Source organism: Candidatus Aminicenantes bacterium, assembly GCA_026393855.1.
Lineage (GTDB): Bacteria > Acidobacteriota > Aminicenantia > Aminicenantales > UBA4085 > UBA4085.
On record JAPKZJ010000063.1, the window covers coordinates 1 to 26,307 of the forward strand.

General features: G+C 63.0%; 23 protein-coding genes and 2 pseudogenes. 10 read left to right on the top strand and 15 right to left on the bottom strand.

Annotated elements, in window-relative coordinates:
- The 3 genes from NTZ26_06580 to NTZ26_06590 form a co-directional block, all read left to right on the top strand.
- On the top strand, positions 1 to 204 hold a 204-nt coding region (locus tag NTZ26_06580), incomplete at its 5' end, for a hypothetical protein (GenBank protein MCX6560168.1).
- A gap of 165 nt (positions 205 to 369) precedes the next feature.
- The gene (locus NTZ26_06585; GenBank protein MCX6560169.1) at positions 370 to 900 is read left to right on the top strand and encodes an RNA polymerase sigma factor; all 531 of its coding nucleotides are present in this window, start codon (positions 370 to 372) and stop codon (positions 898 to 900) included.
- A complete protein-coding gene (locus NTZ26_06590; GenBank protein MCX6560170.1) occupies positions 893 to 1,768 on the top strand; it encodes a hypothetical protein in 876 nt (291 codons plus the stop codon). Before NTZ26_06585 ends, NTZ26_06590 begins: the two co-directional genes overlap by 8 nt.
- 24 nt (positions 1,769 to 1,792) lie before the next feature.
- Here the strand turns inward: NTZ26_06590 and NTZ26_06595 are convergent.
- Positions 1,793 to 2,852, bottom strand: a pseudogene (locus tag NTZ26_06595) (Gfo/Idh/MocA family oxidoreductase).
- A 263-nt stretch (positions 2,853 to 3,115) separates the two neighbouring features.
- On the opposite strand from NTZ26_06595, the gene NTZ26_06600 reads away from it, so the two are divergent.
- From NTZ26_06600 to NTZ26_06620, 5 genes are all read left to right on the top strand, one after another.
- Positions 3,116 to 3,736, top strand: a complete 621-nt coding sequence (locus NTZ26_06600; GenBank protein ID MCX6560171.1) for a (Fe-S)-binding protein — start codon at positions 3,116 to 3,118, stop codon at positions 3,734 to 3,736.
- A 140-nt stretch (positions 3,737 to 3,876) separates the two neighbouring features.
- Positions 3,877 to 4,362: an RNA polymerase sigma factor gene (locus NTZ26_06605; protein MCX6560172.1), complete on the top strand. Its 486-nt coding sequence runs from the start codon at positions 3,877 to 3,879 to the stop codon at positions 4,360 to 4,362.
- Complete coding sequence (locus tag NTZ26_06610; protein ID MCX6560173.1) at positions 4,359 to 4,805, top strand: hypothetical protein; 447 nt, start codon at positions 4,359 to 4,361, stop codon at positions 4,803 to 4,805. The genes NTZ26_06605 and NTZ26_06610 overlap by 4 nt, the downstream gene beginning before the upstream one ends.
- Positions 4,780 to 6,099 (top strand): hypothetical protein, encoded by a 1,320-nt coding sequence (locus NTZ26_06615; protein ID MCX6560174.1) that lies wholly within the window; start codon positions 4,780 to 4,782, stop codon positions 6,097 to 6,099. The genes NTZ26_06610 and NTZ26_06615 overlap by 26 nt, the downstream gene beginning before the upstream one ends.
- A gap of 149 nt (positions 6,100 to 6,248) precedes the next feature.
- Positions 6,249 to 6,854 (top strand): isoprenylcysteine carboxylmethyltransferase family protein, encoded by a 606-nt coding sequence (locus NTZ26_06620; GenBank protein ID MCX6560175.1) that lies wholly within the window; start codon positions 6,249 to 6,251, stop codon positions 6,852 to 6,854.
- Between the two features lie 166 nt (positions 6,855 to 7,020).
- Here NTZ26_06620 and NTZ26_06625 read toward each other — a convergent pair whose 3' ends face one another.
- The 7 genes from NTZ26_06625 to NTZ26_06655 all read right to left on the bottom strand — a co-directional run bounded on the left by NTZ26_06625 (position 7,021) and on the right by NTZ26_06655 (position 15,050).
- Positions 7,021 to 8,316: an ammonia-forming cytochrome c nitrite reductase subunit c552 gene (locus tag NTZ26_06625; protein ID MCX6560176.1), complete on the bottom strand. Its 1,296-nt coding sequence runs from the start codon at positions 8,314 to 8,316 to the stop codon at positions 7,021 to 7,023.
- Positions 8,317 to 8,345: 29 nt separating this feature from the next.
- Positions 8,346 to 8,819, bottom strand: coding sequence for a cytochrome c nitrite reductase small subunit (nrfH, locus tag NTZ26_06630; GenBank protein ID MCX6560177.1), 474 nt, complete (start codon positions 8,817 to 8,819; stop codon positions 8,346 to 8,348).
- Positions 8,820 to 8,927: 108 nt separating this feature from the next.
- Positions 8,928 to 10,910, bottom strand: coding sequence for a hypothetical protein (locus NTZ26_06635; protein MCX6560178.1), 1,983 nt, complete (start codon positions 10,908 to 10,910; stop codon positions 8,928 to 8,930).
- Positions 10,911 to 10,924: 14 nt separating this feature from the next.
- Positions 10,925 to 12,247, bottom strand: coding sequence for a Gfo/Idh/MocA family oxidoreductase (locus NTZ26_06640; protein ID MCX6560179.1), 1,323 nt, complete (start codon positions 12,245 to 12,247; stop codon positions 10,925 to 10,927).
- 48 nt (positions 12,248 to 12,295) lie between these two features.
- Positions 12,296 to 12,814 carry a hypothetical protein gene (locus NTZ26_06645; GenBank protein MCX6560180.1) on the bottom strand — a complete coding sequence of 173 codons (519 nt, stop codon included), beginning with the start codon at positions 12,812 to 12,814 and terminating at the stop codon, positions 12,296 to 12,298.
- A 22-nt stretch (positions 12,815 to 12,836) separates the two neighbouring features.
- Positions 12,837 to 14,111: a Gfo/Idh/MocA family oxidoreductase gene (locus tag NTZ26_06650; protein MCX6560181.1), complete on the bottom strand. Its 1,275-nt coding sequence runs from the start codon at positions 14,109 to 14,111 to the stop codon at positions 12,837 to 12,839.
- Positions 14,112 to 14,123: 12 nt separating this feature from the next.
- Positions 14,124 to 15,050, bottom strand: a complete 927-nt coding sequence (locus NTZ26_06655; protein ID MCX6560182.1) for a TIM barrel protein — start codon at positions 15,048 to 15,050, stop codon at positions 14,124 to 14,126.
- Between the two features lie 165 nt (positions 15,051 to 15,215).
- Between NTZ26_06655 and NTZ26_06660 the strand changes: the two genes are divergently transcribed.
- Positions 15,216 to 16,451, top strand: coding sequence for an NHL repeat-containing protein (locus NTZ26_06660; GenBank protein MCX6560183.1), 1,236 nt, complete (start codon positions 15,216 to 15,218; stop codon positions 16,449 to 16,451).
- Positions 16,452 to 16,472: 21 nt separating this feature from the next.
- Here the strand turns inward: NTZ26_06660 and NTZ26_06665 are convergent, their stop codons facing one another.
- The 3 genes and pseudogenes from NTZ26_06665 to NTZ26_06675 all read right to left on the bottom strand — a co-directional run bounded on the left by NTZ26_06665 (position 16,473) and on the right by NTZ26_06675 (position 21,625).
- The gene (locus NTZ26_06665) at positions 16,473 to 17,036 is read right to left on the bottom strand and encodes a GGDEF domain-containing protein (GenBank protein MCX6560184.1); all 564 of its coding nucleotides are present in this window, start codon (positions 17,034 to 17,036) and stop codon (positions 16,473 to 16,475) included.
- A 15-nt stretch (positions 17,037 to 17,051) separates the two neighbouring features.
- Positions 17,052 to 17,396: pseudogene (locus NTZ26_06670) on the bottom strand (response regulator transcription factor).
- On the bottom strand, positions 17,393 to 21,625 hold the full coding sequence (locus NTZ26_06675) for a PAS domain S-box protein (protein MCX6560185.1): 4,233 nt from the start codon (positions 21,623 to 21,625) through the stop codon (positions 17,393 to 17,395). The pseudogene NTZ26_06670 and the gene NTZ26_06675 overlap by 4 nt, the downstream one beginning before the upstream one ends.
- Positions 21,626 to 21,878: 253 nt before the next feature.
- On the opposite strand from NTZ26_06675, the gene NTZ26_06680 reads away from it, so the two are divergent.
- Complete coding sequence (locus tag NTZ26_06680) at positions 21,879 to 23,381, top strand: diguanylate cyclase (protein ID MCX6560186.1); 1,503 nt, start codon at positions 21,879 to 21,881, stop codon at positions 23,379 to 23,381.
- A gap of 4 nt (positions 23,382 to 23,385) precedes the next feature.
- Here NTZ26_06680 and NTZ26_06685 read toward each other — a convergent pair whose 3' ends face one another.
- The 4 genes from NTZ26_06685 to NTZ26_06700 form a co-directional block, all read right to left on the bottom strand.
- Positions 23,386 to 25,059, bottom strand: coding sequence for a right-handed parallel beta-helix repeat-containing protein (locus NTZ26_06685; GenBank protein MCX6560187.1), 1,674 nt, complete (start codon positions 25,057 to 25,059; stop codon positions 23,386 to 23,388).
- A 295-nt stretch (positions 25,060 to 25,354) separates the two neighbouring features.
- A complete protein-coding gene (locus tag NTZ26_06690) occupies positions 25,355 to 25,771 on the bottom strand; it encodes a hypothetical protein (GenBank protein ID MCX6560188.1) in 417 nt (138 codons plus the stop codon).
- Positions 25,772 to 25,794: 23 nt separating this feature from the next.
- Positions 25,795 to 26,070 carry a hypothetical protein gene (locus NTZ26_06695; GenBank protein ID MCX6560189.1) on the bottom strand — a complete coding sequence of 92 codons (276 nt, stop codon included), beginning with the start codon at positions 26,068 to 26,070 and terminating at the stop codon, positions 25,795 to 25,797.
- Between the two features lie 5 nt (positions 26,071 to 26,075).
- Positions 26,076 to 26,307, bottom strand: a 232-nt coding sequence (locus NTZ26_06700) for a DUF2089 family protein (protein ID MCX6560190.1), incomplete at its 5' end; no start/stop codon positions are given.

Sequence of the window (26,307 nt, forward strand, 5' to 3'; positions counted from 1 at the left end):
CTGATCCTGAATCCCGCCGATGCGACGGTCCGGTCCGACTACTGCCGACGCGAATTCGAGGAGCGGGTGGACGACCTATGCGTCGTCGACACGGATCTGGATCATTATCCCGTCGAGCCGACGGCGGACTATTTCCGGTCCCGGTTCGCTTGTAAGGACATCGACCGGATTCGCATATTCTTAGACCGAGCCTCAATTCAATAGATTCCCGGAGGCCTCGCGTACTAATTTTTTAGCTTCGGCCTCGGCAAACAGGTAATTCGCCCTGAATTAGCTTCGGCGAAATTATTAGACTAAAATCATCAGATCATTGTCTTATTTATGAGAGGCTTTCAGGGATAAATAATGCGAGGCGTCAAAGAGGACCGGATGCTTCTTAAAAAGCTTCAAAACGGCAACTCCGAGGCTTTGCAAATCATCTATGAAAAGTACAAGACGGACATGTTGGCTGTCGCCTTGGCCATGGCTGCGGATAGGCCTATGGCCGAAGATGTCGTCCATGACGTCTTCGTTTCGTTTGCCGGAGCCGCCCGTTCGTTGGAAATACGGCGCAGTCTCAAGAGCTATCTGTTGACCAGCATCGTCAATCGAATTCGGAATATTTTCAAGGCGGGCGGCCGTGCCGCCGTATCGGTTGCCCCCAAGGAGACCGAGGACCCTCGATCTTTCTTGCCGGACTTACCTTCGACGAGCCCGACGGATTTGGATCGCTTGAATCGTGCTATGGACGCGCTTCCGGAGGCCCAGCGATACGTTATCATCCTTCATCTCTTGGAAGGGTTGAGATTCCGGGCCATCGCCGAATCCCAAGGAGAATCGCTCCATACAGTTCAGAGCCGTTATCGGTACGGCATGCATAAACTGCGAAGCTTCTTGGCTGAGGGAAATGAACATGTTTAGAAAACGGGGCGACCGAAAGGCGATCGTGAGTACCTGGTGCGCTGGGAAAAAGGCAATTCGTTCCGATCCCTCGTTCGATGGGAAAGTCCTCGTCGATGCGATGGAAGCCTATGCCCGCTCTAAAGGGGAAAGCCCGGCTGAAGCGGGCCGAAGGCGGGGAAGAGCAGCCGGATTGTCCAGGCTGCTAAAATGGGCGGCCCTTCCCGCGGCTGCCGCCATCCTGCTTTTTTTGCTTAATCCCTTCGGGGAAACCGGCGTGGCTTGGGGGAAAGTCGTCGAGCGCATCGAGAAGGCGCCGACCCTTCTGCTCCATGCGTCCACGTTTATGCAGCAAGACTCCATCGAAAGTCACCGCGCCCTGGTTTCTGAGTTTCGAATGTATGTTTCTCGGGAAGCCGGTGTCCGAGTAGATATGCTGAGCTTTGGAAAAGAGGTGGGACGGCTTTATATAAGTCCGGATAAGAAATCTTTGACCTCGATCGATAATATAAAGGGGAAAATTGAGCACCACGTTAATCCCGAACCCGGAGAGGGTCCATATTTAAGCGATCCCAAGCGCGAGGTCAGGGAGCTGCTCTCCCGGCCCTATGAAAAAATAGGAGGAAGCACAATCGACGGGAAAAAGGTTGAGGGAATTGAAACGCGCGTCGAAAAACGCGTTCCGGGCGCCGTGGATAGGCCAGGCGAGTTTGTAGCCGAACGATTATGGGTAGAGATAGTAACCGGGCTTCCCCTTCGCAAAGAAAGCATTCGAAAGCTCTTCGGCAACATAAGTATGGTCAACGTGTCCGATTTTAAATGGAATGTGCCGCTAGATTCAGCGTTTTTCCAAGTTCCGGAAGAGCCCCTCGCTCCGGGAAAGAAATAGCGACTCTTTCCCGGCCGGCTCAGTTTAGAATTTGATCCAAACAGCTCCATTCCTGGAGCTCTCGACGCAAGCCTCGATGAAGCGGATGCCGCGAACGCCGTCCTCGATATTGGGAAAATCGAGGTCCGCCGCGGTAAGCCGCTCGCCGGCGGCTTTCTTGACCAGGGCGCCGATGAAGGTCGAGTAGAGATTGGCGAAGGCCTCGAACAGCCCCGGGATCTTCCTGGGCCCACTCGAGCGAGGCCTTGGTCCCGAAGATCCGGACGCGCAGGCCGTTATCGTGGCCGACGGCGATTTGGGAGCTCCAGTACATGCCTTTGGCGCCACCCCTGTATTCAACCAAAATCGAAGCGTTGTCGTCGAGGACCCGGCCCGGGCCGAAGATGTCCAGTCGGGCAAGCAAGGAGTTGACCTCCAGTCCCGTAAGGAAAGAGACCATGTTTTCGACGTGGCTGCCGATGTCGCCGACGCAGTTGGATATGCCGGCGATCTTCGGGTCGGTCCGCCAGGCCGCCTGCTTCTGGCCGGTCGTTTCGAGGAGTGTCGCCAGCCAATCCTGAGGGTATTCGGCCGAGACGAAGCGGATGTCGCCCAGCTCGCCGGCGGCGATCATGTCCCGCATGTGAAAGACGAGCGGATAGCCGCGATAGGCGTAAGTGACCATGAATAGGAGGCCCGATTCCGCGGCCAGGCAGCGCAGTTCTTCGGCCTCCCGGCTCGAAGTCGCCAACGGCTTCTCGCAGACGACCGGGAAGCCCGCCTCCAAAGCCGCCTTGGCGATGGAGAAGTGGGCGACGTTGGGAGCCGTGATGGTGACGAAATCGATCCGATCGGGGCGGGCCGCCTCGGCCGCGATCATCTCCGCCGCGGTCCGGTAGAGGCGCTCCTTGGGCAGGCCCCAGGCTTCGCCGGTGGCGAGGGTGTTTGCGTAAGTTTGAGAGAAACAGCCGGCGGCCAGCTCGGCTTTGCCGTCCATGGCGATGGCCTTGCGGTGGACGTCGCCGATGAAGGCACCGGGACCGCCTCCGATGAGGGCGTATTTGAGGCGAGCGACGCGGCCGAGAATGTCCTGACCTTCGATCATGGTGAATCTCCTCGTCTCCATGATATGCAAGTCGATTCCGTTTTTCCAGCGGCCGATTTGTTCGGTTCTTCGCTCAATTCCGGGGAGGGAGGTTCGGGGTATCGTCCCTGCAACGCTTTGGTAGTCCTCGCTACGATCGGCACTTTGCCCATCGTAGCGAGGGCGGCTTCGGCGTCTCTGCGGGGATATGGTAGACTCGATGACCCGGTTGGCAGGGATGGAGAGCCGCGATGACTGATGTATTCGCGCCCGGATGCGCGTTGATGATGTATAAACCGCATCTGGCCGCCCGCTTGGGGGAGCGCTTACGGCTCGCGCACGGCGTCACCGCCGAACACCTCCTTTGCTGCAAGCACGAGCCCGGCTTGGCGCCCGGGACGCGTGTAATCAACGTCTGCCCGGGCTGCGATCGGCGCTTCCGCGAGCTCTATACGGGGATCTCCACGATCTCGGCCTGGGAGATCCTGGCCGCCGACGAGAGCTTCCCGCTGCCCGACTATGGCGGAGCAACGATGAGCATCCTTGACGCCTGTCCCACCCGAAGCGAAGAGCGGGTCCACGAGGCGATCCGGACGCTCCTGCGGCGAATGAATATCCTCGTCGTCGAACCCCGCCGGACCCGGACGCACGGCATCTGCTGTGGCGACAGCTTCTATGGCGAAATCCCGGTCGACGCGGTCAAAGACCTGTTGAAAAAACGGGCCGGGGATATGCCGGCCGAGGATGTCATCGTCTACTGCGTCTCCTGCATCAAGGCGATGCATATCGGCGGCCGGAAGCCTCGCTACCTGGTCGATCTGTTGTTCGGCGAGCCCACCGAGGCAGGGACGTTCGAACCCGACGCCTGGCACGCCGAGCTGCAGGAATATATCGACCGGCACTGAATCTCGCCAGGCTCCCTTGCGCGCAAATTGGTGATAAAATTCCTCGGGGGGCCCGATATCCGAAAGATACGGAATTTTTTGTTTCCGTTAGACAAATCTTCGTCGTGGCGCGGTCTTCTATCATGAACGTCCGTCGATCAATGCGCATGACTCTCGACGAGATCTATGATGCCTACGGAGACGCCTTGTACCGCTACCTGACCCTCAAGCTGGGGTCCGTCCAGGACGCCGAGGACATCCTTCAGGATGTTTTCGTCCGGCTGGCCCGCTCGATCGACCGCAGGCGGCTCCTCAGCGATCCCAAGGCTTTCGTTTTTCGCTGCGCGCACAACGAGGCCGGCCGGTTCTGGAAAAGGCGGCTTGGCCGCAGAGACCGGGAATCGGCTTTCCGGCCGGATCTCGCGTCGGCGATCTGGCAAGGCCCGGATGGCCCTTCCGAGATCCGCCTCGGCGAAGCGTTGGCGGGCCTTTCGGCCGAACAGCGCGAGGCGGTTGTCCTTAAAGAGTACGAGGGCTTGACCTTCCGGGCCATCGGCTCGGCCTGCGGCATCCCCACTCATACGGCGGCCAGCCGCTATCGCTATGGGATGGCCCGGCTGCGCGAGTTTTTCGGAGAAAAGCGATGACCCGAGACGACCAGCCCTCGCAAGCGCCTTTATCGGATTTCGTTCCCCGGCCCGCCCCGCCGGGATTGCGGCGCAAAGTGTTGGCCGCGGCCGCAGGCGTCCCGCCGTCCGATCGATTCCTGTCCCTTTCCCAATGGGCGGCGGCGGCGGCCTGCGTCTCGCTCATCTTCGCTGCGTTGGCCGGCAATGCCATCCTGGCGCGGAAGCAGACAGGTCGGCTGGACGTCCTGCTGGCGGATCAGCCCACGGCGGTGTTTCCGCCGGACGCGGCCGATCAAGCGGAGCTGGAACAGGCCGTCGGCGCCGAGGCGGCCCGCTTGGCGAGACTCCAGTCTGTTCGACCCCGCCCGGTCTGGGCGTCGGGCGAAACGCCGCGACCGGGCGCGAATAGCGCGGATTTCATGGAGGAGGATGCCGATGTCCATGCGAAGAATCCTAGGTAGAACGGGCCTGGTTCTGGTCGCGCTGGCGGCGGTCGCTCTGGTGAGCCTGGCTTTCTTGAACTTTACGACGGGAAAGAAGCTGGAACAATTTCTGGCCGAGGCCAAGGCCAAGGGGCTGCCTGTCAGCTTTGCCGACCTAGGCCCCGGTTGCCCCGGATCGGCGAACGCCATGCCGGCCTGGAGGGCCGCGGATGCGCTGTTTGACGGGGAGTTCCGGGGCACGACGAATTTAAGCGAGGAAATGGCCGCCCGGTTCGATGGTCGACCGGTCGCCGAAAAGACACGATCGCTCATCGCGGCGGCGATCGAGAAAAACCGGCGTTCGATCGATTTTCTGCTCGAAGCTTCCGAACGGCCGTGTTATCGGCTGACGGGTCGCCGCGACGTGACGACCGTCATCGGAAACCTAAACTCGATGCTGAGTTTGGTCCGCTTGCTGGGGTTTGACGCCTTCTTTCGGGCGGAAGCCGGAGACGTTCGGGGCGGCTTGGACGAGTGGTCGAAAGGCCTCCGATTCGTCCGCTTGACGTTTCAGGAACCCAATTTCATGACCGCTCTGGTCGCCATCGCCAACGCCAGAAGCCTGCTGGTCGTGCTCAACCGAATCATCGACGGCCGCGCCGTCGAAGCCGCCGGCCTTGAAGCGATCCTCAAGGATCTGGACATTGAAGCTTGGCGCGCGGCCGTGGCCGGATCGACGAAGGGCGAGAGGGCTTTCTGGGTGGAGACCGAGACGGCGGTTTTGCGCGGCCGATCCGAAGCCTTGGAAGACGGCTGGCCGAGCCGTCTTCTACTCTTCTGGGCGCGTCCGTGGGTCAGGAAAGCGCTGATGCGCCGGTACGCCGAGTTTGATGATATAGAGAGGATGCTTGGAATTCCCTATTTTCAAAGCCGAGCGTCGCTGAACGCCTTCGACGATCGGCTGGCACGGCAAAGGTGGTACGAACGATTGATCGACGGCGGCTCATCGGGCCTTTCCGCGACAGGCATGAAGGAAGCCTCCATCGAAGCGCTGATGGAGACGGCGCGGATCGGCTTGGCGGCCAGGCTTTATCGGGACAAGGAAAAGCATTTCCCTGCGGCTATCGCTGATCTCGTGCCGGCCTTCTTGCCTCGTGAACCCATGGATCCCTTTACCGGAAAGCCTTTCGTTTATCATCTGGATTCGAAAGGGCTGCTGGTTTACAGCCTCGGCTCCAACGAAAAGGACGACGGCGGCCAGGGTACCTTCTCCATCACCCAGCTTGTCCAGAAAAGTCGGGACGATTGGGCCTGGCGGGATACGATTCGCTGAATCGATCTACTTTCTCTGGCGGCGCGGCTCGGGCTTGACTTGCCCGGCGGGGGTCTATATATTTCCGCCGCGATCGAGCGGAGAACCCCCGGCCGGCGCGGGCCGGAAGATGGAGCGGGCCCCGATTCGCCGCACCGCAAGGAGTCCCGATGACCCAAGAGAAGGCCGGAAATACGGGACGGGATTTCTCGTCCATCGTCTTCGCCAACCGCCGCTTCATCAGCAGCGGGGCGCTCGTTATCTGCCTTGCCATCAAATGGGCGCTGGGCGGCCGGACGGCCTTCCCGCTCTGGGCGGCCGGCGCGGCGGTTGTGATTCTCGGCCTGCTGTTTCGGGTCTACGCCGCCGCATATCTCTGCGGCCGCCACATCGTGACCAAGATCGAGGCCGAGGAGCTGTGCGTCTCCGGCCCGTTCGCCCACGTCCGCAATCCCCTCTACATCGGCAACTTCATCGTCGGCGTCGGCTGCGTCTTGGCTTTCAACGCCTGGTACGGCTACGCGGCCTTCATCCTGGAGTTCGGGCTGATGTATTCCGTCATCATCCCCTACGAAGAGCGATTCCTGGCCGGCAAGTTCGGCCAGGCTTATCTGGACTACAAGGCGGCCACACACCGCTTCTGGCCCCGCCTGAAAGCTTATCCCAAGTGCACCGTGACTACACCCCTCTTCGGCAAGGCCGCCTGGGGCGAGAAGTTTCACGCCCTGGTGCTGGCCGCGGCGTTCGCCCTGCTCTTCTTCCTCTTCGTCCGCTAAGCGTTTGATTTAGTCGCGGCGAGCTCCGCTGAAGGCGGAGCGTGGCCGTCTGCTGTCGGAGAGGTTGCCCTCGCGGTGACACGCTGACGCTGGTCACAGCGAGGACGACAAAGTGTCGCCACAGCCCTGCTTTGCAGGGCTTCGCAACGACAAAGTGGATCTCGGACTACGGCTTGATCCCGCGGGCCTTGATCTCCGCCTGGCGGGCGAAATCGATGGCCCCGGCCAGCACCCGGGCCGCCTCCTGCGGGCTGTGGAAGCCTGTGCTGTTCTCCGAGAAGACGAGATCCCAGCGCATCTGGCCGCGCCGGATGAGGCTGCGGGCCTCGGCCAGCGCTTCGTCGGCCGCTCCCTTGTCCTTGGCCGCGACAATGGCGTCCATGGCCGAAAGCAAAGCCGCCTCGGCCTCCCGCAGCAGCTCCGCCGTCTTGCCCTGAATCTCGGCCACCCGGCCGAGCATCTCTTCTTCGGGCCAGGCGTGGCAGGCGCCGCAGGCGTTGCGGATGTTGACCAGCGGGCTGCGGACCCAGTGATCCGAAACCTTGATCGAGCCGCTGCGGACATAAGGCATGTGGCAGTCGGCGCAGGCGACGCCGGAGCGGGCGTGGATGCCCGTGCCCCACATCTCGAACTCGGGGTGCTGCATCTTGAGCATCTTGGCCCCGGTCTCTTTATTGACCCAGTCGGTGTGACCGTATTCGTCGTAATGGGCTTCGATGGCTTCGGCCGTCCGGCCCTTGCTCCAGGGGAAGGTCAGCTCCTTGCCCTCGCCTCGGAAATAGTACTCGACGTGGCACTGGCCGCAGACATAGGCCCGCATCTGCTGGCGCGTCGCCTTGGACAGGTCCACTCCGGCCTGGGCCATGGCGTTCTTGAAGGCCGGCCGGGTGATGACGAGCTCCATGGTCTTGGGGTCGTGGCAGTCGGCGCAGGTCGAGCCGCCGTGGAGCTTGGGGGCCAGGTCGTTGTAGGGCGTCTTGTTGAACGCCTCCCAGCCCATGACCTTGATCAGGCTCGGCGCTTCGGCGGCGTGGCAGTTGGCGCAGGCCCCGGGCTGCTTGAAGTTCTTGACCCGCAGGGTGGCCTTCTGGTCGTCCATGGCGTAGGCGTGGCCCCGCTCTTCCTTGTATTCCACGCTGAAGGCGTAGCCGGCCCAGAGCCGCTTGAGGGCCGGATAGCGGTCCAGCTTGCTGTAGGGCTCGGATCCGCCGAATTTCGTGCGCCCATAGTTCTCGGCCGTCCGCTTGAAAGAATCGTATTCCAGCGGGAAATTCCTGCCCCAGACGGCGGGGTCGAGCTCGCCGTCCTTGATCTCGACGACTTTTAGAGGATAGACGAGGGCCTCGGTCTTCCGCTGCCGGATGTTGAGATAGAGAAGGAAGACGGCGGCGGCCGCGAAGGCCAGGGCCAGGGCGGCCAGGCCGTAATATCCGATTCCGCGCCGGGCTTTGCTTTCGTTCATGCTCGTTTCTCCTACGAGGTCGTTTCGGTTCAGTGGCCGACGCCGCGGTGGCAGCGCGTGCAATCGGTCTTTTCGCCGTGGGGATCGGAGGCCATGGCCCCCGTCAGGACGGCATGGCAGCGGCGGCAGTTGGCCAGGGCGATCCCACGATCGAACGAAGTGATCCGGATGGGCTCTTCGAAGAAGCCCGTGGTGAAGGCGAAGCTGTGCTTGAAGCCGTCGACGGCTTTAATAGCCCAGTGGCCCACGAAATCGTGCGGCACGTGACAGTCGTTGCAGGTCGCCGCGGCCCGGTGGGGGGCCCGGTTCCAATCGTCCAGGTGACCCCGCATGACGTGACAGTTGGCACAGGCGCGGGGGTCGTCGCTCAAGTAGGACGTGCCTCGGGCGTAGAAAAAGGTGAAAGCCGACAGCCCCGCGACGAACAGGCCCAGGACGAGCACCAAAACCAAGCCTCGCCGCCTCGCCGCGCGGTTCTTCAGGGGCTCTCTTTCGATGTCCATGACCCTGTTCATAATGGCGTTCCGGAATGATCGAAGCCGTCAGGATAGCGGGTTGCGCATCCCTCCGCTTTGACTTCGGTCAAATCCGGCGCGGGGAATTCGCGGCGGCTATTTGCTCGCGAGCTTCTCCTTGATCTTAGTTACGGCCGCTTGGGCTTCGGCTTTCACGGCGGGATCGGCCGCCAGGGATTCGGCCAACGCTAGGCTCTCGGCGCAGGCGAAGCCGGGCAAAAGGCCCAGGATGAGCTTCCTTTCCTCCGGGCGAACGGCCAGCCCGGCCGCTTCTTTCAAGGAGGCCGTCGCATTCGCGGCCGGTGCGTATTTTTCACTCCCGGTCATGCGGATGAATCCCTGCAGAGCCAGAAGGCGGAGAGTCTCGGTTTTCCCCGACCGGGCCAGGGCCAGCGCGTCGAATCGGGCCGCGGCGGTTGGCCAGGCCGCCAGGGCCCGGACGGCGGCTTCCGCGACACCCGCGTCCGCATCGTTCGCGGCCGCCCGGACCGCCGGCAAGGCGCTATCGTCGCCGATGCGTCCGAGAAGATCCAGGAGCCGGGCTTTCGCCGCGGGGTTTTTCTCGTCCGCCAAGCGGGCCTTGACGGCGTTGGAGCGGCCGTCGATCTGGGCGATCTTCTGGGTCAGGGCGGTCACGGTGCCGGCGGCCTCAAGGCGCTCGGCGTCATCGCCTGCCTTGAGATAGGTTTCCAAGACGGCATAGATGTCCGATGGCGTTCCGATCACCTTTATAACCCGAGCGGCCTGAATCCGCAGCGCCGGGTTCGGAGAGGCCAGGAACGGGACGACGACGCTTTTCGCAGGGTAGGACAGGCGCTGACCGAGCGCTTGCAGGCATTCGGCCTGTATGGCGGGATCGGTTCCTTCCCGCAGCGTGGCTGTGACGGCGTCGTCGACTTCGCGCCCCTTCATGCCGGCCAGGGCGGCCCGGGCCGCGACTTGCTCGCCGCCTTTGGCCTTGGCCGCCGACTCGGCCAGGAAGCGGACGGTTGTGGCGTCGCCTGCCGATTCGAGGGCCTTGAGGGCGGCCAGCCGGACCGGCGCGGATGCCCCGCGGGCGGCCTGCAGGATCGTCGGCAGGACTTTCTCGCGGGGATACTCGGCCAATGCCGCCAGAATCTGAACCTGGACTCCTTCGGGCCGGCCGGGGAGAAGATCGCAGATCGGCCCGACCGCGTCGGGTTTGATGATGTCCCGCAGGACGGCTATGGCCGCCGCCTGGAAGACGGGGTCGGCGCCCTTCAACTGGTCGATGAGAAGTCCGGGAGCGCGCTCGCCCGCAACGCGGATCTTTCCGATCATGGCCCCTTCCCGCAGCGTGGCGGGGAGGGCCGTTTCGGCCAGGAGCTTGTCGTAGAGGCCGGCCGCCGCGCCGCTATCGCGGGCGGCGCGCAGGCCTTCGGCGCAGTGCAGGATCGAGGCCGCGGCGAGGGGCTTGAGCTCGGGCCGGAGGCCGGCATAGGCCGCCGTCAACGCCTTGGCGGATTCTGCGTTGCCGATCGAACCCAGGGCTAGAGCGGCCGATCCGGCGTAGGCGCCTTGGCGATCGGCCAGCAACGGGGCCAGGACCGCGACCGCTTCGGCCGCGCGGCGATCGCCCAGGACGGCGATGAGGGACGTCTTGACGGCGCCTTCAGCCCGGGCTAACGCCCGGATGTAAGCCTTGTCCACGGCCGGGCTGGGGATTTTGGCCAGGGCGTAAATGGCTGTGTCCGATAGGGTCTTGTCCAGCAGGAGCGGCTCCAAAGCCGGGACGGCCTTCTCGCTGCCGATCGTCCGGATATGCTTGGCCACGGCCATCTTGGCAACCGGAGTAGCCCGGCCGGCCAGGAACGCGAGCAGGCGGGCCTCGCATTCGGCCCGGGCGGCGGGGACGTCCTTGGCGGCCCAAACGGCGTCGCGAAGCTTCCAGAGGGCGGCGGAATCGATGCCGCCGTCCCAAACGGCGAGCTCTTTGAGGATAGCGGTGAGGGAGGCCGGGGCTTGGGCGGCGCGTGCCGGGACGGTCGCGGCGGCTAACGAAAAAGTGAGAGCCAGAACGGCCGCGGCGACGGCAACAGGGCGGATTTTGCGGTACATGGCTGTCTCCTGTCTCAAGCCGGCAGCTGCCAGGGTTTGCGGTAGGACCGGCTGAGGAGCCGCACCGCCCCGGGATCGCCCAGGATGGTTTCCGTGACCGGGTCCCATTTGATGGTCCGGCCCGTTTCGATGGCGATGACCCCCAGGTGGCCGACCGAGGCCGAGCGATGGGCGGTTTCGCAGGGGGTGATGGTCGCGGCCCGGCTGCGGACGCAGTCGACGAAATTCTGGAAATGGTCGCGGCTGTGGTAGAGCTTGATCTCGTCGGGGCCGATGACCTCGTTGACCAGAGAGGCGGGCTGGGCTTCGAACGCCCCGCGGTCCACCCAGACCCAGCCGTGCTCGCCGATCCATTTGGTGCCGCCCTGGATCTCGGGGTATCCGCCGGCCAGGATGATCGGCGTGCCGTCGGCGTAGAGGGCCTCGACCCAGTAGCGGGTGGCGCTGTTGTAGATGCCGGTGGTCGGGAACTCGCCCCGGCCCTTGATCTCGACCGGGCCGGTGGCATCGTATCCCATGCCCCAGTGGGCGATGTCCAGGTGGTGGCCGATCCAGTCCATGAGCTGGCCGCCGCCGTAATCCATGTTCCAGCGCCAGTTCATGTGGACGCGGGCTTTGCAATAGGGAGCGGCGGGCGCCGGCCCCAGCCAGGTCTCGTAGTCGAACCCGGCCGGCGGCGGCTCGATCTTCTCCTGGCCGAAGGTCCGGGCGAAGTCGTAGTGTCCGGAGGGAAGGCCCACTTCGACCCGCAGGATCTTGCCGATGCGGCCGTTGCGGACGACCTCGCAGGCCCGGTAGAAATTGTCGACCGAGCGTTGCCAGGAGCCCGTCTGCCAGATCCGGCCGTAGCGCTTGACGGCGTCGCATAGGGCTCGGCCTTCGCGCAGGCTGTGGGTCAGCGGCTTCTCGCCGTAGACGTCCAGCCCGGCCCGGAGAGCGGAGATCGACACGATGGCGTGCCAATGATCGGGCACGGCGATCGAAACGGCGTCCAGGTCGCCGCGGGCGAAGAGCTTGCGGAAGTCCTTGTAGACGGCGCAATCCTTGTTGCCGTACTTTTGGTCGGCGATGGCCTTGCCTTCGGCCAGGTGGAGGTCGTCCAGGTCGCAGACGGCCACGTATTGCACGCCGTCCTTGTCGATGATGTTATGCATGTTGGAGCCGCCCTGCATGCCGAAGCCGATGCCGGCCATGACGATTCGATCGCTGGCGGGCACGGCTCCGTTCAGGCCCAAGGCCGAGCCCTTGATGATGGACGGGAAAGCGGCCGCGCCGGCCGCGGCCAGGGGGATGTTCTTCAGGAAATCGCGGCGTCGCATCGGGCGGGATCTTCTCATGATGTCATTCCTTTCTAACGGACGGGAGTGCGGTGGCCCGGTCCCCAATTACATCTTGACGGCGATGTCGATCAGCGCGGGCAGCTTGTGGGCCAGGAAATCGACGATTTCCTTTTCGCCCTTCTCAAGGTTGTAATAACGGTAGGCGTCCGAGAGCGTGTTGTCTTTGGCCAAGTCATGCTTGCCGCGGTTTTCGCCCAGGTAGCCGTTGGCCGCTCCGAACAGGGCGATATCCTTGGCCTTGAGGGCTAGGAAGCGGGGATTGATCTCGGCCATCTTAGCCGCGTATTTTTCATAGAGCGCGTCCAGCTTGGGCTTGAGAGCGGCGGCCTCGGGCTTATCCTTGGTCAGGCCGGCGGCTTCGGCCACGGCCTCGTCAAATAGGCCGAGGATTTCCTTGGCCAGGAGGACGCCCTCGTTGTCGGCGGCGGGGACCACGGCAGCCTGAGCCGTCGGTGTTTGGGGCTTGGCGGTGGCCGCTTGATCGTCGGCCGGGGCTTTCTTGCCGCCGCAGGCGGCCAGCAGAACGACGAACCCGATCAGAAGCAGATAAAAGGCGCTTTTCATGGTTATGATTTCCTTTGTTTTTTCAGATCAGCGGGGTGGTTCCGGGAACGGCCGGAGGATCGACCGGGTTGGGGCCGAAGACCATATTTTTCGGCGTCAGGTCGAGCTTGGAGGAGTTCATGGCCCAATCCCAAGAGACGGCCCGGCCGGTGTAGGCGCTCATGCGGCCGACGATGGCGCACATCGTACTTTCGGCGACTTGGCGGCCTTCGTTAAGCGGCTTGCCGGCGCGAATGGAGGCGATCAGGTCGGTGTGCTCTTGGACATAGGGATTAATCTCGTCCCCCTCGAACTTCCACGGTTTGGCCCCTTGGATCTCGCCGTAGCCGAAAGCGACGCCCTTGGTGCCGATGATCTTCTCCTCGACCCGCTCGGCGCAGCCCTTGGTCTGGCGGCAGTAGCTGGCCACCCGGACTCCCGCGGGGTACTCGTATTCGACGGCGAAGTGATCGAAGATGTTGCCGTACTCGGGGGCGATCCGGACCTGGCGGCCGCCCATGCCGATGATATTTTTGGGCAGGGCGCCGAGGGCCCAGTTGACGACGTCGAGGTTGTGGACATGTTGTTCGACGATGTGGTCGCCCGAGGTCCAACTGAAATAGAGCCAGTTGCGGCAGTGCCACTCCATGTCGGTCATGTTGGGCTCGCGCAGCTTGACCCACAGGTCGCCCATGTTCCAGTAGCACTGGGCGCCGACGATCTCACCGATCTGGCCGTCCTTGATCCGCTTCATCAGCTCGAGGTAGCGCTTCTGGTGGCGGCGCTGGGTGCCGGCCACAATGGCCAGGCCTTTCTGTTTGGCCAGGTCGGCGGCGGCGATGATGGCCCGGATGCCGACCGGGTCGACGGCTACCGGCTTCTCCATGAAGATGTGCTTGCCGGCCTCGATGACGGCTTTCAGGTGGATGGGCCGGAACCCGGGAGGTGCGGCCGTAACCACGTGGTTGACCTCGGGGACGGCCAGCAGCCCCTTGTATCCCTCGAGCCCGGTGAAGCAGGTCTCGGGCCGGACCTTGATCTTGTCGGGCAGGGTTTCGCGAAGCTTCTTCAGGCACGAGTCGATGCGGTCCTGGAAGGGATCGAAGAGGGCCACGATCTCCACTCCGGAAGCGGAGTTCAGGGCGTCGATGGCGGCCCCGGTGCCACGGCCGCCGCAGCCGATGACCCCGATGCGGATCGTATCGGAGCCCTGGGCGAAAAGGCCGAGGTTCCCGGGGATGGCTGCGGCCAGCGAGGCGGCGGCGGTTGTCTTGATGAAATCGCGGCGGGTCAGGCTCGAGTCGTTGATCGTCGTCATGATCGTCTCTCCTTAGAAGTTATCGCAGGCGCGGTAGGCCTCGATGACCGCCCGTTCGCCCTCTTTGCCCTTGAGGCTCTGGCCGTGCTCCATGCCCAGCACGCCCTTGAATCCCTTGTCGTGCAGGTGCTTGAAGACGTTCTTGTAGTTGATCTCGCCCGTCGTCGGCTCCTTGCGGCCCGGGTTGTCGCCGATGTGGAAGGCGGCGATTTCGCTCCAGCAGGCGTCGATGTGGGGGAGGATGTTGCCCTCGGTGATCTGCTGGTGGTACATGTCGTCCAGGATCTTGCAGGACGGGCTGTTGACGCCCCGGCAGATCGCAAAAGCTTGGGGCATGCCGGTCAGGAACAGGCCGGGATGGTCGCGGCGGTTGAGCGGCTCCAAGACCAGGACGAGTCCGGCCGGGGCGCAAATGTCCATGCACATGCGCAGGTTGTCGATGACGTTGGCCGTCTGGTAGTCCCAGAACAGGTTTAGGTTGAAGCGGCCCGGGACGACCAGGGCCTGTTTGCAGCCTGTCCGCTTCATGGTCTCGATCCCTTTCCTCATCAGGTCGAGGAGCAGAGCCTTGACCTCGTCGTTCTTCAGGACGAAGGACTCCTTGGCGAAGTCGGCGTAAAGGACGAACGGCCCCAGGGCCATGCCCCGCTTGGCCAGCTCCGAGGCGATCTTTTCCTGATCGGCGGCCGGGCGGCCCATCAGGCCGTTGTCGAACATGGCCGTGAAGCCTTCGTCGGCGCAGAATTGGATCTGGGCCGTCAGGTCGTCGCCGGTGTGGGCTTTGAACTGGCCGAAGCTCGGCCCGTAATTCAGCTTGAACTTACCCGCCTGCGCCGCGCCCATCCGCCGTCCGGCGGTGGGGGAGGCGCTTGCGGCTCCGGCCAGCGACAGGGCCGCCGCCGCTTCCAATCCGTATTTCAGGGCTTCTCTTCGCTTCACGATGGCGGACCTCCTGGCGTGGGGAATAGGGTATTCTTATCCCATCCCGGGCCGAAGATCAAATGTCCCGGCTTGACCCGGCGGGGTTCTTCCTTTCTAATGGAATTCGAAAAACCGGCGGAACGATCCGCCCGGTTCCGCCGTTTTATCACCGGAGGTACCGCCATGAAAAGAACGCTGCTCTTGATCGGTATAGCCTTGCTCGGTGCGGCATTCGCCGGCGCGGGCTTTCCCGCCGGCCAGAAGATCGAGACCTTGGACGGAGTCCGGGTCGTCCACAACCCGGCCGGGGGCCAATGGGGCAAGTCGCCGGCCGTCTCTCTCCAGCCCGTTCGCGTGCTGGGGGACGTGGATTCCGACGACGAAGCCATCGCCTTCCACATGCCTTCCGGATTGGTCGTGGACGCCCAGGGCCGGCTGTACGTGCTGGACAGCGGCAATCATCGGGTCCAGGTCTTCGGGGCGGACGGCAAGTTCCTCAAGACGATCGGCCGCCAGGGCCAGGGTCCCGGCGAGTTCTACATGCCCAACGCCATCGACTTCGACGCCCAGGGCAACCTCTATGTCTGCGAGTCCCAGGCCGCCCGCATCCAGGCCATCGCTCCCGACGGCAAGATCGCCAAGACCCTCAAGCTGACGGAAGGGGCGGTGGGGGACACCCGCGTCCTCAAACGGGGCGGGTTCGTGATGACGGCGGGCATGGGCGGCGGGATGATCCGCATCGGCGGCCCGCAGGGCGGTCAGCAGGAAGCGGCCGCGCCGCCCCTTCTCAAGATGCTTGACGCCGGCGGCAAGACTCTTCGCGAGTTCGGCAAACCCGCCGACTTCGGCGATTTCCTGGTCAATCGGATGGCCAACCAGGTTCTAACAGCGTTGGATGAGAGCGACAACGTCTACGCCATCTTCCCTTTTCAGAACCGGATCGAGAAATACTCGCCCGACGGCAAGCTGCTCTGGAAGGCCGATCGGCCGCTGGCCTACTCGATGGAGATCAAGGCCAAAGGCGAGATGAAGACCGGGAACTCCAGCGGCGGCGGCCAAACCGTCTCGATCCGCATGCCCGACCTGGCCCGCTGTGCCGGCGGGACGGCGGTGGACAGCAAGGGCCGCCTCTGGGTCGTGACCTTGGATCGGCAGTTGCGGGAGAATGAAAAAGTCTCCGTCTCGATGATGATGTCCAACAACGGCGGAGCGATCTCGGGCAAGCAGGAGGCCAAGGGCGCCGTCGACGTGCGGACGACCGACGCCTACCGGCTGGAGGTCTATGAACCTGACGGCGTCCTGCTGGGTTCCGTCCCGGTCAAGACGTTCGTCGACGGGATCTTCATCAAGGGCGACCGGCTGTTCCTGCTGGACAAGGTCCGCGGCGTCCAGTTCCACGAGTTCAAGATCATCGGCTGAAGAAAATCGTCGACGCGAAGGTCAGGGATTGAGGAAAGTCGGGGCATCGGCATAGACGACGCGGTTTCGCCCTTCGGCTTTGGCTTGATAGAGGGCGGCGTCGGCGGCCGCCAGCAAGGCGTCCACCGTGCTGAACCCCGTTCCGGGCGCCACTCCGATGCTGACCGTCAGGGACAGCGGCCCTGCATGAGTCGGGATTTCGGCCGCAGCGACCCCGGCCCGCAGCCTTTCGTAGAGGCTCTCGCCGTTATGTCCCACGGAACCCGGGGCGATGACGAGGAATTCTTCTCCGCCGTAGCGGCCGAAAATATCATAGTTCCTTAGGCGAGCTCGAATGCAGCCGGTGAAAGCGATGAGGGCTTCATCGCCGGCCTGGTGGCCATGGGCGTCGTTGATGGTCTTGAAATGATCGATATCGAACATCCCCACGCTGAGGGGGGCCTGCTCCCGTTGGGCTCGCGAGATCTCCTGGGCCAGCCGGTCCAGGATGGCGCGGCGATTGAGGATATCGGTCAGCGAGTCGTGGGTGGCCTGATGGACAAGCGCGTCGCGGGCTTCCAACAGGTGGGACTGCAGCTCCAACATCCGCCGGCCCACTCCGATCCTGGCCTGCAATTCCTCGCTGTCAAAGGGTTTGGCGATATAGTCGTTGGCGCCCGCTTGCAAGCCTTGGACGATGTCGCCTTTCCGATCCCGCGCGGTCAGGAGAATGACGTAGGGAGGATTGCGTGCATCGAGCTTCCGCACGCGGCGGCAGACTTCCAACCCATCCAAGCCGGGCATGTTCCAATCGAGAAGGATGAGCCCGGGGGCATCGGGCTGCTGGAGGAGTTCCCAGGCCGCGGCTCCATCCTTGGTGACGATGGGATCAAAATCCCATTTTTTCAGGACCGCGGTCAGGATACTGCGCGAAGTCAAGTCATCTTCGGCGATCAAGATTCTCATGGCTTTTCCTCCCGCATCGCGGTGTCCAAACGGTCGAACTGCATCTCCAACTCGGGGACAAGCGAGGCGATCGCTTCCCATTCGCCGGCTCGACCCGCTTGTTCCATCTTGCCGGCCGCGGCGCTCAAGGCCAAGCCGCCCGCGTTGGCCGCCGCGCCCTTGATGGTGTGGGCTTGCCTTCCGGCCGCCTCCGCGTCGCGCCGCTCGAGGAGCCCCTTGAGCGCCTGGATCTGTTTGGGCATGTCTTCCAGGAATCCGGCGATGATGGCCTTGACCAAGTCTGCATCGCCCATGAGCCGGGCTTTGAGGGCCGGCCGGTCGAAAACGGGCGGCCCATCGGCCGGCGGCATTTCTCCGCTCGCCGGGAGGTCCTGCGAGGGGCCTTCTTGCGCCGGCGGAACCCATTTCTCGAGCGCATCCGCCAAGGCCCGCGGCGAGATAGGCTTGGAGAGATAGTCGTTCATGCCGGCCTCGAGGCAGATCTCGCGGTCGCCCTTCAAGGCGTGGGCGGTCATGGCGATGATGGGCAGCCTCGGATTCGGGACCCCGGTTGTCCCGGAGCGGATGGCCCGGGTCGCCGCCAAGCCGTCCAACACGGGCATCTGCACATCCATCAAGACGAGATCGTAGGGATTCGTCTCCAGGGCTTGAATGGCCTCCCGGCCGTTGACCGCGACATCGGCGCGATAGCCGAGCTTGGCCAGCAGCCCCAAGGCCACTTGTTGATTAGTCTTATTGTCTTCGGCCAGAAGGATGCGAAGGCGGCTCCGGAGGGCCTCATGGAGGGTGTGACGGGTGACGAAAGGGACGGCGGCGGGGGTCTTGGCCTCCGAATCGTTTCCTCCGAGGACGACGGCCAGGCAATCGTACAATTGGGATTGCCGGACCGGCTTGATCAGGTAGGCGGAGAAACCGGCCTCCTTGAGGCGCTTGGCGTCGCCGCGGCTGCCGAAGGAGCTCATCAACACCAGGCGAGTGTCGCGCAATCCGGGGTCGGCCCGGACGTCTCGACCCAGGGTTTCTCCGTCCGTGTCCGGCATCTGCATGTCGGTGATCAAGACTCGGAACGGATCGCCCTCGGCCCGGGCTTCGCGCAGCCGCCCGATCGCCTCGGCGGCGCCGGAGGACTCGACGTGACGAACCCCCCATGACGCCAGTTGCTCGGCCAGGATCAGACGATTCGTGGCGTTGTCGTCCACGACGAGAATCCGGACGCCGCGGAGGTCGGCCCGGTGATCCCCGTCGAGGCTTGCGCGGGGTGGCTGTTTGGCGAAGACGGCGCTGAACCAAAAAGTCGATCCCCGGCCTTCGACGCTGGCGACGCCGATCTCGCCGCCCATCCGCTCGGCCAATTGCTTGGAGATGGCCAGGCCCAGCCCCGAGCCGCCGAACCGGCGCGTCGTGGAGGCGTCCACCTGCTGGAAGGCGTTGAACAGGAGCCCGATCCGATCCTGGGGAATCCCGATGCCTGTGTCCCTGACCTCGAAACGGACCTTGACCCGGCCGTCGAGGTCTGCAACCGACCGGACCTCGATCGTGACATCGCCCGTGGCGGTGAACTTGACGGCGTTGTTTCCCAGGTTGATCAGAATCTGGCGCAGCCGCCCGGGATCGCCCCGGACGAGGGTGCGAACCTCGGGATCGATGCGGCAGATGAACTCCAAGTGCTTATCCCGGGCGCTGGCGGCCAGCAGCTCCGCTACGTCCTCCAGAGTCGCCCGAAGGTCGAAGTCCAGCTCCTCCAGCTCCAGCTTGCCGGCCTCGATCTTGGAGAAGTCCAGGATATCGTTGATGACGCTAAGGAGCGCTTCGCCGCTCGTGCGCACCGTCTCGGCGTAGCGGCGCTGCTCCTCGGACAGATCGGTCGCCATCAGCAGATCGGTCATGCCGATGATCCCGTTCATGGGGGTGCGGATTTCATGGCTCATGTTGGCCAGAAACTGGCCTTTGGCGATGTTGGCCGTCTGGGCTTCGAGGGTCATCTGGTCCGCCCGTTCGATGGAGGCTTCGAGCTGGGCGTTGGTTTTCACTTGCTGATCCATCGCCCGGCGCAGCTCCTCCTCGACCCGGATCCGTTCGCTGATGTCGCTGGCGAAGTCCAGGGTTGCCGGCTGACCCTCCCAGTTGATGCAAACCGAGTTGGTTTCCACCCAATGCGTTTGCCCGGCGCGATCGACAATCCGCGAAATATACCGTGCGGGGGTTTCCTCGCCTTTGAGTCGTTTCCCATAGCGTTCCATGACTCCCTCCCGCTCCTCGGGGTGGACAAAAGACATGGCTGGCTTGTTCTTGAGCTCCTGGCTGGAATAACCCACCAGTCTGTCATAGGCCGGATTGGTAAAGACGAGATTGGCGCCCTGCATCACGAAAACCGCTTGGCCGGCGTTTTCGAAAAGGGCGCGGTACTTCTCCTCGCTCTCCCGTAGCGCCTCCTCGATTCGTTTGCGTTCGGTGATGTCGATCGTGATGCCCCGAACGCGGGCCGGAGGGCCTCCTTCGTCGCCTTCGAAACGGCCCGACGCCTGCAGCCAGCGGACCTCCCCGCCGGCCAGCACAATGCGGAACTCCATGGCATAGGAAACCGTCTGCCCTTGCGCCCCGGCTTGCAGAACGGCGACCACGGGGGCCCGATCGTCCGGATGGATATCCTCGAGCAGGGCGGCCAGGCCCGGGTGGCGGAATCCCGGGGGTTTTCCGAAGACCTCCTCCACCGGACCGATCTCGGTCACCGTGTCGTTGGTCAAATCGCCCACCCAGGCCACGGCGTGCGCGGCCTGAAGCGCCAACTGCAAATGCTCCTCGCTCCGTCGTTGCGCCTCTTCCGCCTGTTTTTCCTTGGTGATGTCGCGCAAGATGCCCAAGGCATGCCAGCCGTCTTTAATGGTGATGGCGGAAAGGGACAGCGCGACGGTGATCTCTAGGCCGTTCTTGCGTCGGGCCGCCAATTCCAGCGTCTTGCCCACGGCCGCCCCTTGACCCGTTCGCAGGAATTCGGGGAACGCCGCGTGATGGGCTTCATGAAAGCGTTGGGGAGCGATCAAGTCATGCAGGTTTCGGCCCATCGTTTCGGCGCTCGCGTATCCGAAGATGCGCTCGGCGGCGCGATTCCAAAAGGTCACGAGGCCTTCGGGGTCCATCATCAGGATGGCGTCGTGGGCCGAATCGGCGATGGCGCCGAAGCGGGATTCGCTTTCCCTGAGCGCCTCTGAGGCCCGATACTGCTCCCGATAGAAACGGGCGTTCTGTCGTCGTCGGAAATCGGCGCCGGCCGCCCCCAAGCCGAGAAGCAGGACAATGGCCATGATGACGATTCCCCGCAAGCGCACCCGCATCGGCCCGAACACTTCCGAGGTGTCCATTTTGGCCACGAGGAACCAAGGCGAGTCCGGGATTTTGGCCAGGGCGGCGATGACCCGCGTGCCGCGGTAATCCGATCCTTCCACAAGCCCTTCCCGTCCCAGCACGGCCTGGACGGCCGGCACGTCCTTGGCCTCGAGCGGAATGCGCAATTTAAGGGCCGCATCTTGTTGGAACCTGAGTTCGCTGAGAAACAGCGCGTCGTTGCCATCCCGCCGGAAGAGCGTGGTCTCCGCCGACCGGCTGGGGGTGGGCCAGCGATTGATGAAGGGATAGAGATAGGACTTTGGGTCGATGCGCAGGGCCAGGATGCCGATGACGCGATTGTTCGGCGAACCATCGAGGATGGGGATCAGGATTTTCAGATAAATCCGTTTGTTGGCCTCGTTCCAATAGAAATCCTCGAAGACGATCTTCCCGGCCTGCAGGCCTGCCGAAGATTCCGGGGAAACGAAGGACTTGTCTCGCTCCGGCCCCTCGGGGACGATCATCTTCTTGGCGTACAGAGGGTCCAACAGCATGACCAGGTCATACTGAGAATTCGCCTGGAGATGGCCCAGCCAGGTCCGCAGCTGATCTCGCGAGGCCCGGTCCGTCGGATGCTCGAAATGCTGCCGGACCAAAGCGGCGAAAGGGGAGTTTCGATAGAAAATAGCTCCGTCCGCCAGCCGTTCCTGCCGATAGCGCGCCAGCTCGTTGATCTTAAGCTCGGCGATGGCGCTTAGCTGGCGCTCCACATCGGCGCGGTAATTCCGCGCGGAGCTCTTGTAGATGAGGGTCCCTCCGGCCGTGATCCCGATCGCCAGAAGCACCAGGACCGAGATTGTCAGAGCTCTCCCGCGGCGCCCTGCTTTGGGGTGGACGTCGGTCATGACAGCCCTCCTCCTCGAGGAATCCGTGAATATGCAGAATGAGGTGCTTAGGCGGAAGGAAGCGGATCATTCCCTATAGGATAAGTATGAGGCCGGCCGCGGGTAGTGTCAAACGCTATTCTTTGAACGGCCGGTCCCAGGCCGGGACGAAATTCGGCGGCGGGCCTTTGACTTGCGCGAGCCCTCATGATATTTCTATCCGCAACAGAGGAGGCGCGAGATTTTTACCGTTCTGTCTTTCCTGGGGTTCGTCGTGTCCTTGGCGGTGGGGCTCATTGTCTTCAGCCAAAATAAAAAGCGGACCCTGAACATCGTTTTCGGTTTGGCCTGCCTGTTCGTCTCGATATGGGCCTTTGCCGAATTCATGTATCGACAGGCGGGCGACCTCGCCACGGCGGGCTTCTGGATCAAGATCAGGGCCTTGGTCTGGACGTACCCGTTGGCCTTGCTGCTTCACTTCATCCTCATTTATACGAAGAAGACGAAATGGCTTAGGACGAAAACAGCCCCCTTCCTCATCTATGGGCCGGCCGTTCTGTTTTCGGCCGCGGATGTCGGCACCTATGCCATCACCGGCCGGCCGATCTTGATGCCCTGGGGTTACACCTACGGCATCCCCGACACCTGGATCAATTGGGTCAGCAACAGTTGGACGGCGCTGCTGGGAATCCTGGTCCTGGCCCTGGCGTTGCGCCACTATTTTCGGGTCTCGGATCGGAAGAAAAAGATCGAGACCAAATTGATCGTCCTGGGCATCAGCCTGCCCATTCTCAGCGGCATCGCCAGCGAGATCGTACTCCCGGACCTTGGCATACGGATTCCCGAGCTTACCAGCGTGTCCATGACCTGGCTGGCCCTCTGGATCGGATACGCCGTCCGGAAGTACGAGCTTTTCGCTGTGAATCCGGCCATGGCGGCCGAGAACATCCTGGCCACGATGAACGAGATGTTCTTTCTCCTCGCTCCGGAAGGAACGATCATCCGGACGAACCGGAAATCCCGGGAAATCCTGGGCTACGAAGAAAGCGATCTCCTCGGGAAACCGGTGGGCGCGGTGATGACCGACGAATCCGCCTGCCGCGGACTCATCGACCAGGTTCGGAAAATGGGGTCCGTCGAGGGCGTCGAGATCCTGCTCCGGACGAAGCCGGGACGGCAGATTCCGGCCGTTTTCTCGGGTTCGATGGTCAAGGATCGAGCCGGCATGATCTTGGGGATCATCGGTATTTCCCGGGACATCTCGGACCGCAAGCGCATCGAGGAGGAATTGCGGGCCCTGTCCCTGATCGACGAGCTGACGGGCCTCTACAACCGGCGGGGCTTCATGACCCTGGCCAAGCATCAGCAGAAGGTCTCCGCCCGGACCGGGAAAGACATGCTCCTCATCTACGCGGACGTGGACGACTTTAAGAAGATCAATGACACCTACGGGCATAACGCCGGCGACGCGGCTCTGGCCCAGACGGCGAAGATCTTCAAGGAATCGTTTCGGAGCTCGGACATCACGGCCCGCCTGGGAGGGGACGAGTTCGCCGTTCTGGCGCTCGAGGCTTCCGCGCCCTGCTCCGATCTGCTCAAGGACCGCCTGGAAGGAAAGCTCCTGACGAAGCTGGCCGGGGCGGACCTGCCTTTCGTGCTTTCCTTGAGCATCGGCATGGTCTGCTTCGATCCCAAGGTGCCCTGCTCGATCGACGACCTCCTGGCCGAAGCCGATCGGGCCATGTACGCGAAAAAGCTGGCCCGGAAAGCGCGCTAGCCGGCTATTTCCCTACTTCGTCGATGAGGATGCCGACCGGATAATCGTAGGTATCCGAGCCGATGTAGAAGGCCGTTCCCTTGATGGTGACGCCCTCCGCGTTGAGCGAGTCCCGCTTTTTCAGCAGCTTGGCCCAGTCCTTGTCGGCGGCGGAGCCCTTCAGCAGGTAGCCGAAGACGTATCGGCGGGTGGCATCGGTTTCGCCCGGCAGCAAGAGTCGCACGCAGGCGTAGTTTTCGCGCGGGGCGGCCTTCAAGAACCAGGATGTGGCGGTCATCCCCAGCCCGGCTTTGAACGCCACCGGCTTCCCGGCCAGCTGCTTGACGCCCGCAGCCCCCTTCTTGAACGCGTCGAAGACGACCTCGGCATAATCCTTGGCCGCGGCCGTGGGCGCCGCCTCTTCGCCGGCCTTCGCGGCCGTCCCGCCGCCGCCATAGACGGCGAACGGGCCGTCGAGCCGCACGCCGCGGTCCTTGACCTTCGCGACGAGGTTCGGCGCCACGGCGGACAGGGGATAAGCCATGCCGTAGTTCTTGCGCTTCGAGCCGGGCTCGGCCTGCAGCGGCAGGCCGACGCTCCGCCGCCATTCGTTCATCGCGTCCATATTCGGCTTGCCGGGCTGGGAGGCGACGAAATTCGAGAACTTCTCGAAGAAGGCCTTGTCCGGCGACATTTTCGGGTCTTCGTCCGAATTGCCGCCCGTCGCCGCCAGCATGTACGACTCGCCGTCCTTGTTCAGGTCGTTCAGGTCGGCCGGCTTCCAGGCGATCAGGCTCTGCTTGTTCCCGTCCATGTACTTGTAATAGCCGCCCTGGCATTGGAAGAAAAGGTTGTTGACCAGAGCCGTATCGGAGTTGCCGAAGGTGTTGGAGACGCCGAAGCCGGCCTCGTCGCCCTCCGTCTGGTTGAAGGCGAAGACGTTGTTCTCCATGATCGTCTGGCCCTGGCGGCCGACGAAGACGGACATGCCGCCGCCCTTCGAAGGATAGAACCAGCAGAAGGCGATCGTGCAATTCTTGATCTTGACGGCGGAATTGGGTTGGGCCGAGCGCGTGGCCACGGCGTTGTAGAACGTGTTGACGATGAAGGTGTTGACGATCTCATTGTCCTTGCCGCCCCAGGCGCAATAGACGCCGTCGCCGAGCGGATTGAGGATGATGCAGTTGCGGATCTTGATGTTGGGTTTGTTGGCCAGGAAGGCTACGCCCTTGTAGCTCTGGGCGATATTGATGTCGCCCTCGGCGCCGTAGACGTTGCGGCTTTCGCCGTTGAGGACAAAGCCGTCCACGATCAGGCCGCTGTGGTCGGCGTGCGAATCGCCGGCGATGATCCCTTCCGGCAGGCCGGTCCAGTCGCCGCGGAAGTCCTTGGCCCTCTCCAGGATGGTCGTATTTTTAAAAGGATCCCGGGCCGAGAAGTCGGCGCTGTAGCCGCCGACCAAGGTCAGGTTGGGAACCTTGACGACGAAATGGCCCGATCCGCCCTTGCCGTTATAGCGGCCTTGGGCGACGTGGATGACGTCGCCGCGAACGGCTTTCTCCAGGGCTTTCCAGGGATCGCCGAAGGGAGCCGCTTTGGTGCCGTCTCCGTCCGAACCGGCCTTGACGTACCAGTCGGCCGCTTGGGCCGCTGCGCAGATCAGACATCCGGCCGCGAGAATCGCCAGAATCTTCTTCATGAGCCTTGCTCCTCCCGATCCCCGGCCATCGATACGTTCGCGGCGCTCGAACTCCGATTTTTAATCGGGGAATAAAGCGCCGCTCAGTATGAACCCTGCTAATACCCCGGGCTCTAGCCCGGGGTATCAAGCGGGTTTATTCGATGGGGGCTGTGCCCTTTGCAGGGGGCTATCAAGTATCATTTCCAGCCTCCGGGCCCGTGTCAAGAGGATCCGACGGCTCGACCCTCGATCGCTCAGAACGAGAGGAAGAGGACCAGGACGATCAGCCAATAGATCCAAGCGCGCATCGGTCTCACTCGCAGAAGATGCGGACCTTGTCCTTGCCGTCCACCTCGATCGTCATGTCGTCGAGGTTGGAAACGAGCTCCTCCAGGTCCTGCGGCGTGATCTTGGCCAGGTCCACATCCATCCCTTTCTCCTTGAAGGCCTGGTTGACCTTGTCGTGGGCGTCGCGCGGGATGAAGGCGGCGAACTTGAGCCCGGCCCGGATGAGCTTGAAGGGGACCCGGATGTTGACCCGGTCGCCATGGTCGTTGCCCGGCCCCGGTTCGACCTGCACCCGCAGGTATTTCCAGGCGCGTCGGCCGGCGGCGACAGGCTCCGCCTGCAGGTTCGGCTCGCCCACGGCGGCCAGAAGCTTTTCGGCCTCGTCGACCGTGATCTTGCCTTGGGCCAGAAGATCCAGGATTTTGCGTCGTTCTTCGTTCATGGGATTCTCCTTGTTTCTTGCGTTCAAATGAAATCGATGAGCAGCGCGCTTTCTTTCTGATGGACATCGATGGTCAGCCCGCCCAGGTTCCAAAGCACCGAGGCGAGCAGGGGATAGGCGAGGAGCAGGGCGCGGCCCGGCCCGCGCCGCCAAGTGATGAGGGCGCCCAAGAGCATAAAGGGGAGCAGGACGAGCATGAGCGCGGCCAGGATGATCCAGATGAGGATGACCGGGAACCACAGGCCGAAGCCGCGCCGTCCCGGCTGTTTGACTTTGAAGCGGACGATCATGGGCAGCATGGGTGTCAGCCTTTCAGCCTTTTCAAGGCTTCTTCGACGGTGATTTCGCCCTTGTCGATCTGATCCAGGACATCCCGGCCCGGCGAAGGAGGATTGACGTCTACGAACGGCAGCTGAGCCGATATGGCGTTGAGACGGTTTTTAACGGTCGGGTAGCTGATCCCGAAGAGGGATTCCATATCCTTGATCGAGCCGTGGCTTCGAACAAAGGCTGTGACGAAGAGCTGGTCCTCGGCC

Bases quoted from the DNA above. Each gene is read 5' to 3' on its own strand.
- NTZ26_06585 (MCX6560169.1), top strand. From the start codon at position 370: ATGCTTCTTAAAAAGCTTCAAAACGGCAACTCCGAGGCTTTGCAAATC.
- NTZ26_06590 (MCX6560170.1), top strand. From the start codon at position 893: ATGTTTAGAAAACGGGGCGACCGAAAGGCGATCGTGAGTACCTGGTGC.
- NTZ26_06600 (MCX6560171.1), top strand. From the start codon at position 3,116: ATGATGTATAAACCGCATCTGGCCGCCCGCTTGGGGGAGCGCTTACGG.
- NTZ26_06605 (MCX6560172.1), top strand. From the start codon at position 3,877: ATGCGCATGACTCTCGACGAGATCTATGATGCCTACGGAGACGCCTTG.
- NTZ26_06610 (MCX6560173.1), top strand. From the start codon at position 4,359: ATGACCCGAGACGACCAGCCCTCGCAAGCGCCTTTATCGGATTTCGTT.
- NTZ26_06615 (MCX6560174.1), top strand. From the start codon at position 4,780: ATGTCCATGCGAAGAATCCTAGGTAGAACGGGCCTGGTTCTGGTCGCG.
- NTZ26_06620 (MCX6560175.1), top strand. From the start codon at position 6,249: ATGACCCAAGAGAAGGCCGGAAATACGGGACGGGATTTCTCGTCCATC.
- NTZ26_06625 (MCX6560176.1), bottom strand. From the start codon at position 8,316: ATGAACGAAAGCAAAGCCCGGCGCGGAATCGGATATTACGGCCTGGCC.
- nrfH (MCX6560177.1), bottom strand. From the start codon at position 8,819: ATGGACATCGAAAGAGAGCCCCTGAAGAACCGCGCGGCGAGGCGGCGA.
- NTZ26_06635 (MCX6560178.1), bottom strand. From the start codon at position 10,910: ATGTACCGCAAAATCCGCCCTGTTGCCGTCGCCGCGGCCGTTCTGGCT.
- NTZ26_06640 (MCX6560179.1), bottom strand. From the start codon at position 12,247: ATGAGAAGATCCCGCCCGATGCGACGCCGCGATTTCCTGAAGAACATC.
- NTZ26_06645 (MCX6560180.1), bottom strand. From the start codon at position 12,814: ATGAAAAGCGCCTTTTATCTGCTTCTGATCGGGTTCGTCGTTCTGCTG.
- NTZ26_06650 (MCX6560181.1), bottom strand. From the start codon at position 14,111: ATGACGACGATCAACGACTCGAGCCTGACCCGCCGCGATTTCATCAAG.
- NTZ26_06660 (MCX6560183.1), top strand. From the start codon at position 15,216: ATGAAAAGAACGCTGCTCTTGATCGGTATAGCCTTGCTCGGTGCGGCA.
- NTZ26_06665 (MCX6560184.1), bottom strand. From the start codon at position 17,036: ATGTTGGAGCTGCAGTCCCACCTGTTGGAAGCCCGCGACGCGCTTGTC.
- NTZ26_06675 (MCX6560185.1), bottom strand. From the start codon at position 21,625: ATGACCGACGTCCACCCCAAAGCAGGGCGCCGCGGGAGAGCTCTGACA.
- NTZ26_06685 (MCX6560187.1), bottom strand. From the start codon at position 25,059: ATGAAGAAGATTCTGGCGATTCTCGCGGCCGGATGTCTGATCTGCGCA.
- NTZ26_06690 (MCX6560188.1), bottom strand. From the start codon at position 25,771: ATGAACGAAGAACGACGCAAAATCCTGGATCTTCTGGCCCAAGGCAAG.
- NTZ26_06695 (MCX6560189.1), bottom strand. From the start codon at position 26,070: ATGCTGCCCATGATCGTCCGCTTCAAAGTCAAACAGCCGGGACGGCGC.